This window comes from Pseudonocardia terrae (assembly GCF_021343995.1).
GTDB lineage: Bacteria > Actinomycetota > Actinomycetes > Mycobacteriales > Pseudonocardiaceae > Pseudonocardia > Pseudonocardia terrae.
Window position 1 is genome coordinate 102965 of the sequence record NZ_JAJTTE010000021.1, and the last position, 11565, is coordinate 114529.

The 11565-nt window shown below is 72.4% G+C and carries 11 protein-coding genes; 8 read left to right on the forward strand and 3 right to left on the reverse strand.

Features of this window, described 5'->3' with window-relative positions; all coding sequences use genetic code 11:
* Nucleotides 1-82: 82 nt before the first annotated feature.
* The 4 genes from LWC33_RS16215 to LWC33_RS16230 are packed head-to-tail and all read left to right on the forward strand — an operon-like array spanning nucleotide 83 to nucleotide 4474.
* Nucleotides 83-1009: a branched-chain amino acid ABC transporter permease gene (locus LWC33_RS16215; RefSeq protein ID WP_233305221.1), complete on the forward strand. Its 927-nt coding sequence runs from the start codon at nucleotides 83-85 to the stop codon at nucleotides 1007-1009.
* Nucleotides 1006-2787 (forward strand): branched-chain amino acid ABC transporter permease, encoded by a 1782-nt coding sequence (locus LWC33_RS16220; RefSeq protein ID WP_233305222.1) that lies wholly within the window; start codon nucleotides 1006-1008, stop codon nucleotides 2785-2787. The genes LWC33_RS16215 and LWC33_RS16220 overlap by 4 nt, the downstream gene beginning before the upstream one ends.
* Nucleotides 2784-3752 carry an ABC transporter ATP-binding protein gene (locus tag LWC33_RS16225; protein ID WP_233305223.1) on the forward strand — a complete coding sequence of 323 codons (969 nt, stop codon included), beginning with the start codon at nucleotides 2784-2786 and terminating at the stop codon, nucleotides 3750-3752. The genes LWC33_RS16220 and LWC33_RS16225 overlap by 4 nt, the downstream gene beginning before the upstream one ends.
* On the forward strand, nucleotides 3752-4474 hold the full coding sequence (locus LWC33_RS16230) for an ABC transporter ATP-binding protein (RefSeq protein WP_233305224.1): 723 nt from the start codon (nucleotides 3752-3754) through the stop codon (nucleotides 4472-4474). The genes LWC33_RS16225 and LWC33_RS16230 overlap by 1 nt, the downstream gene beginning before the upstream one ends.
* A gap of 56 nt (nucleotides 4475-4530) precedes the next feature.
* Here LWC33_RS16230 and LWC33_RS16235 read toward each other — a convergent pair whose 3' ends face one another.
* The 3 genes from LWC33_RS16235 to LWC33_RS16245 all read right to left on the reverse strand — a co-directional run bounded on the left by LWC33_RS16235 (nucleotide 4531) and on the right by LWC33_RS16245 (nucleotide 6640).
* Nucleotides 4531-4956 carry a hotdog fold thioesterase gene (locus LWC33_RS16235; protein ID WP_233305225.1) on the reverse strand — a complete coding sequence of 142 codons (426 nt, stop codon included), beginning with the start codon at nucleotides 4954-4956 and terminating at the stop codon, nucleotides 4531-4533.
* Nucleotides 4957-5341: 385 nt separating this feature from the next.
* Entirely contained in the window at nucleotides 5342-5803 is a 462-nt protein-coding gene (locus tag LWC33_RS16240) for a DNA glycosylase AlkZ-like family protein (RefSeq protein WP_308190954.1), read from the reverse strand.
* A gap of 75 nt (nucleotides 5804-5878) precedes the next feature.
* On the reverse strand, nucleotides 5879-6640 hold the full coding sequence (locus tag LWC33_RS16245) for a class I SAM-dependent methyltransferase (protein ID WP_233305235.1): 762 nt from the start codon (nucleotides 6638-6640) through the stop codon (nucleotides 5879-5881).
* A gap of 379 nt (nucleotides 6641-7019) precedes the next feature.
* Between LWC33_RS16245 and rpsA the strand changes: the two genes are divergently transcribed.
* The 4 genes from rpsA to LWC33_RS16265 all read left to right on the forward strand — a co-directional run.
* Nucleotides 7020-8489, forward strand: a complete 1470-nt coding sequence (gene rpsA, locus LWC33_RS16250) for a 30S ribosomal protein S1 (RefSeq protein WP_233305226.1) — start codon at nucleotides 7020-7022, stop codon at nucleotides 8487-8489.
* Nucleotides 8490-8667: 178 nt separating this feature from the next.
* On the forward strand, nucleotides 8668-9378 hold the full coding sequence (locus LWC33_RS16255; protein WP_233305227.1) for a hypothetical protein: 711 nt from the start codon (nucleotides 8668-8670) through the stop codon (nucleotides 9376-9378).
* A 24-nt stretch (nucleotides 9379-9402) separates the two neighbouring features.
* Nucleotides 9403-10602 carry a dephospho-CoA kinase gene (gene coaE / locus LWC33_RS16260; RefSeq protein WP_233305228.1) on the forward strand — a complete coding sequence of 400 codons (1200 nt, stop codon included), beginning with the start codon at nucleotides 9403-9405 and terminating at the stop codon, nucleotides 10600-10602.
* A gap of 136 nt (nucleotides 10603-10738) precedes the next feature.
* Nucleotides 10739-11565, forward strand: an 827-nt coding sequence (locus LWC33_RS16265; protein ID WP_233305229.1) for an RNA polymerase sigma factor, incomplete at its 3' end; no start/stop codon positions are given.

The window sequence follows — 11565 nt, forward strand, 5'->3', positions numbered from 1 at the left end:
GGGTACGCGACGAGAACGCACGTGAGCGGGGACGGGACACCACCCGTCCCCGCTCGTGCACGCGGTGGAGGAGACCCCTCGGTTGTCCACGTTCCTGTCCCAGATCGCGAACGGGCTGGTGCTCGGTTCGCTGATCGCGCTGATCGCGCTCGGCTACACGATGGTCTACGGGATCATCACGCTGATCAACTTCGCGCACGGTGAGATCTTCATGGTCGGCGCCTACGGCGGCCTGGCCACCCTGACGTACATCCTGCCCACGGCGATCGCCACGACCTGGTACTTCGCGCTGCCGATCGCCCTGGTGGCGGGCGCGCTCGTCGCGATGTTGATCGCCGTGGCCATGGAGCGCTTCGCCTATCGGCCGTTGCGCAACGCGCCACGCCTCGCCCCGCTGATCACCGCCCTCGGCGTGTCGGTCGCGCTGCAGGAGGCCATGCGCGTCTTCTACCCGGGGGCCACCGCGGCCCTGCCGTTCCCGAACCTGTTCGTCGAGGGTGCCGTCGTCATCCCGATCGGCGACGGCGTGGTGATCCGTTACGTCGGCATCCTGCTGGTCGTCATGTCGCTGGTGCTGGCCTTCGGCCTGGAGCGGTTCATCGAGCGGACCCGCCTCGGCCGCGCCATGCGCGCCACGTCCCAGGACCGCGACGTCGCCCGGCTGATGGGCATCGACCCCGACCGTGTCATCGTGCTGACCTTCGCCATCGGCGGCGCGCTCGCCGGGGTCGCGGGCGTGCTGTACGGCAGCTACCTCAACAACATCAACATCGACATGGGCTTCCAGAACGGTATCTTCGCGTTCACCGCGGCGGTGCTCGGCGGCATCGGCAACATCCGCGGCGCCGTGGTCGGCGGCCTGATGATCGGGCTGGTCAAGGCGCTCGCCGGGCAGTACATGCCGGGGGGCACGGCCTACGACTATGTCTGGATCTTCGTCGTCCTGATCGCGGTCCTGGTGTTCCGGCCGCAGGGATTCTTCGGCGAGTCCGAGCGGGTGCGCGCATGACCGCCACCGCGACGCCCCGGACGCCCGCCACCCCGGCGGCCATGCCGCGGCACACCGGCCGGTTCGCCGGTCTGCTCGACGTGGCCGCGCCCCGCTCGACCGTCCTCATGATCGTCGGCGGGGTGCTCACGCTCGTGGGCGCCTACCTGCCCTGGGCGACCTTCGTGCTCAACGAGGGGCCGTACCCGGAGAAGGCGACGCTCAACTTCTTCGTCGCCCCGTTCGGCGTGACCGGCTTCCGGCTGCACCTCGTGATCCTGGGGCTGGCTGCGATCGTGGTGGCGGCGCTGCGACGGATCCCGGCGCGGCACCGCATCGTGCGCGGGCTCGGGATCGGCGTCACCGTCGTCGCCCTGATCAACGGTCTGTGGATCACCGTCGAGGGCGGCGGCCTCGGCGCGATCACCGCCTCCGAGGGGTCGATCGCGTTCGGCTCGATCGTGGCCCTGGTCGGCGGCCTGGTCACGGTGCTCGGCGCGAGCGCCGGCGGGCTCGAGCGCAAGCCGGTGTGGACCTGGAAGCTGCCCTGGTGGGTGGAGTGGGTCCTGCTCGTCGTCCTGTTCGTGATCGTGCTGCTGCTGGTCGCGGCGGTGCTCACGAGCGGCGGCCAGGGCGGGGTGGTGAACCCGTACGCCGGCGTCGTCTTCCTGTCGCTGCTGGCGGCCCTGGGCGGCGCCTTCGCCGCGCTCAACGCGTCCGGCCTGCTCACCTGGGTCTCGGTGGTCTCCGAGCGGCACCGCACGTTCAGCGTGATCGTGCTGCTGATCGTCGCCCTGCTGCTGCCGTTGACCAGCGCCGGTACCGAGTACTGGATGACGGTGGCGTCGAACATCGGCGTCTACGCGGCCACGGCGATCGGGCTGAACATCGTGGTCGGCCTCGCGGGCCTGCTCGACCTCGGGTACGTCGCGTTCCTGGGCATCGGCGCCTTCGTGGCGGCGAACCTGTCCGGGGCGGCGGCCTCCCAGATCGGCATCCACCTGCCGTTCGTGCTGGTCATGATCATCTCGTCCGTGGTGGCCGGGATGTTCGGCGCGATCGTCGGCTCGCCGACCCTGCGGGTGCGCGGGGACTACCTGGCGATCGTCACGCTGGCCTTCGGTGAGATCTTCGTGCGCAGCGCGCAGAACAACATCGGCGGGCTGACCGGCGGCGCCAACGCGATCCCGAACATCCCCGCGGTGGGCGTCGGCGACTTCAAGTTCTCCGACTCGATCATGATCGGGAGCCTGCGGCTGCCCTCGGGCGTCCTGTACTACTTCCTGATCGTGCTGCTGGTCGCGGGCGTGATGCTGGTGTTCGCGCACCTCAAGTACTCGCGGCTCGGCCGGGCCTGGATCGCGATCCGCGAGGACGAGGACGCCGCGCGCGCCATGGGCATCCGAACCGGCCCGATCAAGATCCTCGCCTTCCTCATCGGCGCGATGCTGGCCGGCCTGGCGGGTGCGTTCTTCGCGCACAAGACGGCCGTCGTCGCCTACGACTCCTTCCGTTTCCTCGAGTCGGTCACCCTGCTCGCCGCGGTCATCCTCGGCGGCATGGGCACGATCCCCGGCGCCGTGCTCGGCGCGTCGATCCTGTTCGTGCTGCCGGAGAAGCTGCGCGAGTTCTCCGACTACCGGCTGCTGCTGTTCGGCCTGGCCCTGGTGCTGATCATGCGGTTCCGGCCGCAGGGCATCGTGCCGGACCGGCACCGCAAGGCGGAGCTGACCGACCCGGACGTCGAGGACGTCGCCAAGGAGGGCCCCGGGCCCCTGCCGACGAGGGTGGAGCCGTGAGCGAGAACCCGCAGACCGCCGACGGCGCCGTCCCGGACCCCGGTGCCGAGGTGACGGAGTCGGTGACGGAGGCGCCGCCCGAGGAGGTCACCGCCGAGCTCGCCGACGACATGCACGTCGCCACCGGCACCCGGGAGCCGATCCTGGTGTCCTCCGGCGTGACCATGCAGTTCGGCGGCCTGCGCGCGCTGAACGACGTGAACCTGTCGTTGCACGAGGGCGAGATCATCGGCCTGATCGGGCCCAACGGGGCGGGGAAGACGACCTTCTTCAACTGCCTCACCGGGCTCTACACCCCGACGTCGGGCCAGGTCGTGCTGCGCGGCAAGCCGATGCCGCAGGACCCGGCCCGGGTCACCGAGGCGGGCGTGGCCCGCACGTTCCAGAACATCCGGCTCTTCCCGTCCATGACCGCGACGGAGAACGTCCTGGTCGGGCGGCACGTGCGGATGAAGCAGGGCCCGCTCTCGTCCCTGCTGCACGGCCCACGGTTCCGCCGGAGCGAGGCGGAGGCGGCGGAGCGGGCGGAGAAGCTGCTCGCGTTCGTCGGGCTGACCCGGTTCTCCGAGGAGCTGGCCCGCAACCTGCCCTACGGCGACCAGCGGCGGCTCGAGATCGCCCGCGCGCTCGCGACGGACCCGTCGGTGCTGCTGCTCGACGAGCCCACGGCGGGCATGAACGCGCAGGAGACCGAGGCCACCCGGCAGCTGATCTTCGCGATCCGCGACCTGGGCGTGTCGGTGGTCGTCATCGAGCACGACACCAAGTTCATCTTCACGCTGTGCGACCGGGTGCTGGTGCTGGTCCAGGGCGAGCTGCTGGTCGAGGGCTCGCCGGACGAGGTGCGCGGCGACCCCCGGGTCGTGGAGGCCTACCTGGGCGCCCCGCCCGAGGAGGTCTCGGCGCAGCTGCAGACGGGCGGCGCGACCGTGGGGAACGGCACGGCAGAGGGGAAGTCCGAGTAATGGCGTTCCTGTCCGTCCGCGACCTGGTGGTCGCCTACGGCGCCATCCAGGCCGTCCGCGGCGTGACGTTCGACGTCGAGCAGGGCCAGATCGTGTCCCTGATCGGCTCGAACGGCGCGGGCAAGACGACCACACTGCGCACGCTGTCGGGGCTGCTCCGGCCCGTCTCCGGGACGATCGAGTTCGACGGCACGCCGATCCAGAAGATGCCGGCGCACGAGATCCTCTCCCGGGGCATGGCGCACAGCCCGGAGGGCCGCCGGCTGTTCGCCCGCATGTCGGTCGAGGAGAACCTCCGGCTCGGTGCCTACACCCGCAAGGACGAGGCCGGCATCGCCCAGGACATGCAGCGCGTGTACGACCTGTTCCCTGTGCTGGGGGAGCGGCGCACCAACAAGGCCGGGCTGTTCTCCGGCGGCGAGCAGCAGATGCTGGCCATCGGCCGGGCACTGATGTCCCGGCCGAAGCTGCTCATGCTCGACGAGCCGTCCATGGGACTCTCGCCGATCATGACCCAGCGGATCTTCGACACCGTCAGGGAGCTGCGCGACGAGGGCACCACGGTGCTCCTGGTGGAGCAGAACGCGCTGGCCGCGCTCGCCCTGTCCGACAAGGCCTACGTGATCGACCTCGGCCGCACCACGCTGTCCGGCACCGGGGCGGAGCTCCTCGCCGACCCGCGGGTGCAGGAGGCGTACCTCGGCGAGAACGTCGGCACCTGAGGCACGCGGACGGCACTCCGCCCACCGGGGTGCCGTCCGTGCCGCCTCGGGGCGTCTCAGATCGTGGGTTCGGTGTCCCGGTGCAGGCAGGTGAGCTTGGCGGTGCAGGTCCGCCGCCCCTGCTCGTCGGTCAGCACGATCTCGTGGGTCGAGGTGCTGCGGCCCACGTGGATCGGCCGGGCCACGCCCGTCACGTACCCCTCGGTGGCCGCGCGGTGGTGCGTGCACGCCAGCTCGAGCCCGACCGGGAAGCGCTCCGGGAGGGCGTGCATCGCCGCGAGCACCGAGCCGAGCGTCTCGGCCAGCACCCCGCTCGCGCCGCCGTGCAGCAGGCCGTAGGGCTGGCGGTTGCCGTCGACCGGCATCCGGCCGCGCACCTCCTCCAGCGACGCGGCGAGGATCTCGATCCCCATCCGGTCGTTCAGCTGGCCGGGCACCGCCGGGCCGTGCAGGGAGGGGAGCTGGGAGGCGTCGATCGGCACCTGACGGACCCTAACCCGTACACGTCGACGGCCCGAGATGGGCAGAAGTCATACGACGGCGAGCCCGGCGCGATCACGGTTCGGACCCGAGCCTTGATCACCAATCGTGGACGGGAAAGGTCGAATTCCGACCGCCCACCTCCACAAGGAGTGATCACCGTGCGCTCCCCGGGCCTTGACCACCGATCATGGACGGGAACAGTCGAAGTCCGACTGCCCGCGTCCACACTGGGTGATCACCTTCTCCTCGGGGGTGCCGATCGTGACCCGCAGCCGCCGCCACGGTGCGGCTGCGTCGGCGCCTCCCTCGGCGGACTGGTGCGTCCGGGCTGTCCGCCGCTGCGCGTCCGGGCGGTGTCGGCCTCGCACCGGCCGACCAGCGACTTCACGTCCAGACGAGATCGGCACCGGCGCGCTCGGTCACGGCCCGTCGCGTCGCCGTCGGGAGCGGGGCGAAGAGGCGCACCGCGATCGTGCCGGTGGCGCCGTCGCCGGAGCGCTCCCACACCCCGACCACCCGGCCGTCGACGACGAGCACCGGCGAGATCCACCCGGCCGTCCGGCTGACCTCGGGCTCCCGGCCCTCGGGGATCGCCCGCCGGCGGTGGCTGAGCGGCGCGATCACCCACGGGTCGAAACCCGGCAGCAGGAAGGGGCCGTCGCCGGGGTGCTCGCCCGCGGGCGGGACGGCGGCGAGCTCGTCGGCGTCCTCGGCCCGGACCACGAACCCGCTCTCGCCGTCGATCTCGACCGGCACCACCGGAGCAGACTTGATCCACCGCTTCGCCGGCGCGGGCTGCTCGCCCCACCACCGCGCGACGTCGGCCGCGGGCGACCTCGACGGGATCGGGCCAGCCCCGGGTGAGCAGCTGGCGCCCCGCCCGCCACCGCGTGACCTGCCGCCAGGTCAGCCGCAGGGCGGTCACGCCGGCCGGTGGGTCACGAAGATCGCGGTGCCGGGGAAGAGTCCGCCCCGCAGCGGCGACCACTGCCCCCACACCCGGTCGAAGCCGTCGGGCCACTCCGGCTCGACGAGGTCGTCGAGCACCAGGCCGGCCGCGACCACGTCGCGCACCCGGTCGCCCAGCGTCCGGTGGTGCTCGACGTAGGTCGCCCGGCCCTCGCCGTCGACCTCCAGGTAGGGGGTCCGGTCGAAGTACGACTGGGTCACGGTGAGCCCGGCGGGCCCCGGGTCGTCGGAGAACATCCAGCGTATAGGGTGGTTGACCGCGAACACCCAGCGGCCGCCGGGCCGCAGCACCCGGTGCACCTCGCGCATCACCTGCACCGGCTCGGCGACGAACGGCACCGCGCCGAAGGCCGAGCAGGCGAGGTCGAAGGAGCCGTCGGCGAACGGGAGGTGCTCGGCACCGGCCTGGACCAGCGGGACGTCGATCCCGGTGCGGGCGTTGAGGTCGGCGGCGGCCCGCAGCATCCCGCGCGACAGGTCCAGCGCGACCGCCTCGGCCCCCTGCGCGCGCAGCCAGCGTGCGCACGGCGCCGACCCGCACCCGACCTCGAGCACCCGACGCCCGGCGACCTCGCCGAGCAGCCCGGCCTCGCTCTCCCGCAGGCCCTCCGGGCACCAGACGAACTCGGCCTCGCCGATGTCCGGGCCGTGCTCGGCGAGGTAGTCCGCGGCGTCGGCGTCCCACCAGGCGCGGCTGGCCCGTTCGGACTCCATAGCGTCGACCGTCCGGCGGGCGACGCCGGCCGTCCCGAGCACCTCCTCGGCGCTCACCGCCGACCCCGGCGGGACGTCCGCGCGCTCATGATCGATCCACCCGCACACCTGCAGCTCACGCCCCGGATCGTCCCAGTTCCACACCGGGGACCCGCATTGCCCCGCTGATCGGGTGCCGCGTAGCATGGTCCGTACCCGTGGTCAACGTGTGCGGGGCCGACTCGAGCTGGTGCGCGAGGGGCTCGCAGCGCGCAACCACCCGCGGGGAATCGACGATCGAAGGTGACTGTTCCACGCATCATCCAGTCACGGCTACATCCACGACCGGCCGCCCGTGACGCGGCCACAACCGAAGACATCCACCGGAGCACCCCACTACATGTCCACCGACACCACCGCCGCCCCGACCACGCCGCAGGTCGCCGTCAACGACATCGGGTCGGAGGAGGACTTCCTCGCCGCCATCGACCAGACGATCAAGTACTTCAACGATGGCGACATCGTCGAGGGCACCATCGTCAAGGTCGACCGTGACGAGGTCCTGCTCGACATCGGCTACAAGACCGAGGGCGTCATCCCCTCGCGGGAGCTGTCGATCAAGCACGACGTCGACCCCGCCGAGGTCGTCGAGGTCGGCGAGTTCGTCGAGGCCCTCGTCCTCCAGAAGGAGGACAAGGAGGGTCGCCTGATCCTCTCCAAGAAGCGCGCCCAGTACGAGCGCGCCTGGGGCACGATCGAGGCCCTGAAGGAGGCGGACGAGCCCGTCGAGGGCACCGTCATCGAGGTCGTCAAGGGCGGCCTGATCCTGGACATCGGGCTCCGCGGCTTCCTCCCGGCCTCGCTGGTCGAGATGCGCCGCGTCCGCGATCTGCAGCCGTACGTCGGCCGCAAGATCGAGGCCAAGATCATCGAGTTGGACAAGAACCGCAACAACGTGGTCCTGTCCCGCCGCGCCTGGCTCGAGCAGACCCAGTCCGAGGTCCGCAGCGAGTTCCTCAACCAGCTGGCCCGCGGCCAGGTGCGCAAGGGCGTCGTCTCCTCGGTGGTCAACTTCGGTGCGTTCGTCGACCTCGGCGGCGTCGACGGTCTGGTGCACGTCTCCGAGCTGTCCTGGAAGCACATCGACCACCCGTCCGAGGTCGTCGAGGTGGGCCAGGAGGTCACGGTCGAGGTCCTCGACGTCGACCTGGACCGCGAGCGCGTCTCCCTGTCGCTGAAGGCGACGCAGGAGGACCCGTGGCGCCTGTACGCCCGGACCCACGCGATCGGCCAGATCGTCCCGGGCAAGGTCACCAAGCTGGTGCCGTTCGGCGCGTTCGTCCGCGTCGAGGAGGGCATCGAGGGCCTGGTGCACATCTCCGAGCTGGCCGAGCGCCACGTGGAGGTCCCGGAGCAGGTCGTCCAGGTGGGCGACGACGCGATGGTCAAGGTCATCGACATCGACCTCGACCGGCGCCGGATCTCGCTCTCGCTCAAGCAGGCCAACGAGGGCATCACGGTCGACACCGAGTTCGACCCCACCCGCTACGGCATGGCGGCGGAGTACGACGACCAGGGGAACTACATCTACCCCGAGGGCTTCGACGTCGACACGGGCGAGTGGAAGGAAGGCTACGACGAGGCCCGGGCCGCCTGGGAGAAGCAGTACGCCGAGGCCCACGAGCGCTACGAGCAGCACATGGCGCAGATCCGCAAGGCCGCCGAGGCCGAGGAGGAGGCGGGTGCCGACACCGGCGCCGCCAACTACTCGTCCGGCGGCGGCGCCTCCCAGGAGGCGCAGAGCGGCGGGTCGCTGGCCAGCGACGAGCAGCTCGCCGCGCTGCGGGAGAAGCTCTCCGGCGGTGCGTGATCCCGGCGTGAGCGTCTGACGCACGGCTGAACGGACGGCCCCGGTCCCTCGCGGACCGGGGCCGTTCGACGTCCGGGAGTACTCCTTCGGGTGTCGCACCGATCACGATCGGGCTGCGTTCCGTGACCACTCCGGCGCGCCACGTGTAACGATCTTCGATCCGACCTAGGTTTGATCCATGCGTGGCGGGGGGCGTGTGGTGGCGATGCTGGCCGTCGGGCTGGGCGTGCTGACCGCCTGTTCCACCGCGACCGGGCAGGAAGCGCTGCCCGTCCCGACGTTCTCCGAGTCGGCGGCCGCGGGGGCCGGGGCGAACCCCACGAAGATCGCCCTCCCGGACGACTGCACCTCGCTGCTCTCACCGGACGATCTCGGGGCGCTGTTCGCCCGTCCGATCGGCTCCACCGCGCTGCGCACCATCCGCGGAGTACCGGAGCCGTCGGTCGGCCGCACCGAACGCGTCGGCTGCCGGTACTCGGCCAGCGGCCAGGGCGGCGGGAACACCTTGCTGGACATCAACGTCGGGCGCTACGGCGACGCCGACGCGGCCAAGCGGCAGTGGCAGCTCAACACCAACGCCGAACGCTCGGACGGGCAGTCCCGCGACCTCTCGATCGGGGCGGCGCCCGCGGTCGCGGTCGAGCGGCCGACCGAGACCGTGCTCGCCGTCGTCTACGGGGTGGACACGTTGACCTTCGTGCTGCCGGCGTCCGCCGGGGCGCCGGGTGCGCCCGTCGACCGGCTCGTCGACCTCGCGCTGCGCGTCCTGCCGAAGGACGGCGCGACCCAGCCGGCCCCGCCGGAGGCGAGCACGCCGCCCGCGCCCGCGAGCGCGCCGTCGACCACCGACACCCCGAAGCCCGTGCCTCCGGTGGCCGCCGCCCGGTGATCGTCCGTCGCGTACGTTGACCCCGTGCTGCAGATCGGGCTGACGGGCGGGATCGGGGCGGGCAAGTCGACGGTCTCGCGGCGGCTGGTGGAGCTGGGGGCGGTCCTGGTCGACGCCGACCTCATCGCCCGCGAGGTCGTCGCGAAGGGCTCCGAGGGGCTCGCGCGGATCGCCGAGGCGTTCGGGCCCGAGGTGGTGGGGCCGGACGGCGAGATGGACCGGCCGCGGGTCGCCTCCATCGTCTTCGGCGACGACGCCCAGCTCGCCGTGCTCAACGGCATCACCCACCCCCTCATCGCCCGCCGGCAGGCCGAGCTGGTCGCCGCGGCCGGCCCGGAGGCCGTCGTCGTCCACGACGCCGCACTGCTGGTCGAGATGGGCAACGCGAGCCGGTTCCCCCTGGTCGTGGTCGTGCACACGGACGCGGAGGTCCGCGTGCGCCGGCTCGTCGGCAGCCGCGGGATGAGCGAGGAGGACGCCCGGGCGCGGATCGCCACGCAGTCGTCCGACGCCGAGCGGCTGGCCGTCGCCGACGCGGTGCTGGACAACGACGGGAGCGAGGACGACCTGCGGGCCCGGGTCGACCGGCTCTGGCACGACCGCCTGGTGCCCCTCGAGGAGAACCTGCGGCTCGGCCGAGCGGTGCGCGGGGGCCCCCCGGTCCTGGCCGACCCGGAGCCGCGCTGGGCCGACCGGGGTGCGCGGCTCGCGGCGCGGGTCGCCCGGGCGGCGGGGGAGCGGGGCCTGGGCGTGGAGCACATCGGTTCCACCGCCGTGCCCGGGCTGCCTGCGAAGGACGTCACGGACCTGCAGCTCGCGGTCGCCTCGCTCGCGGACGCCGACGCCCTCGACGAGCCCCTGCGCGCGATCGGGTTGATCCGCATCCGGGAGATCACGCAGGACAACCCGAAGCCCGCCGATCCCGATCCGGAGCACTGGCGGAAGCGGTACTTCGCCGGTGCCGACCCGGAGCAGCGGGTGCACCTGCACGTGCGCGTGCTCGGCTCCCCCGGATGGTGCTATGCCCTGCTGTTCCGGGACTGGCTGCGCGCCGACGAGGCGGCCCGGGAGGAGTACCTGCAGGTCAAGAGGGCGGCCGCGGCCGAGCTCGCCGGGGACCCGGACGCGTTGCAGTACGTCGGGCGCAAGGAGCCGTGGTTCGACACCGCACTGCCCCGGGCCGAGCAGTGGGCCACGTCCACCGGATGGTCTGCGTCGTACTAGGCTGATCGGGCGTATTTCGCGCCGAGGTTCGCTGTAACGGGGGACTCGGCCCACGCGATACGCGGGCAGGACCGTGACGGCGGGTGACGCCCGCGGGCGGGCACGTGGAGGAAGCCGGGCGACGAAGGGGCGGAGGGTGAGCGCACAGGTCGACCAGGAGCCCGCTCCGGCCGATCCGGAGGACACCGCGGTGGATCGGTCCACCGACGACTCCGTCGTCGAGCGGGACCTCACCGCCGGATCCGCCGTGCCGAGCGGACTGCGCGCGGACTTCGGCGCCCACCTCGAGGCGCACTACCCGCGGCTGGTCGGTCAGCTCTTCGCCATCACCCTCGACTCCGGCGCCGCCCACGACCTCGTGCAGGACGCGTACTCCCGGGCCTGGCGCCGGTGGTCGGAGATCCGCACGGGCGACGCGGAGGCGTGGATCCGCCGGGTCGCGGTCCGGTCCTCGGCGAGCACCTGGCGACGCCTCGCCGCGCGCCTCGGGCTGCGCGGGGCGCCGGTGCAGGAGCGGGCGGGCCTCGACCCCCGCACGGCGGCCGTGCTGCGCACCCTCGCCCGGATCCCCGTCGAGGAACGGCGCACGGCGGTGCTGGTGCACATGGCCGGGATGGGCGCGCGCGAGGTCGCCGCCCTGGAGCGGGTGTCGCCGGGCACCGTGCAGGCGCGGCTCAACCGGGTCGGGAGCCTGATCGAGGAGGGCGTCGCCGGGCTGGGGGGCGTCGCGCTGCTGCCGCCCGAGCCCGCCGAGCGGTCCGAGCCCGCCGAGCCGGCCGGGACGGCCGTGACGGCCGGGGTGGTGGCCGGTCCGGACGCGACCGTGGACCGCGACACGGACGAGGCCCGCCGCGCGGGTGCGGCTCAGGGCACGACCACGCACACGAGTACGAGCACGACCGAGGGCACGAGCACGACCGAGAGACCGAGCACGACCGAGAGACCGAGCACGACCGAGAGACC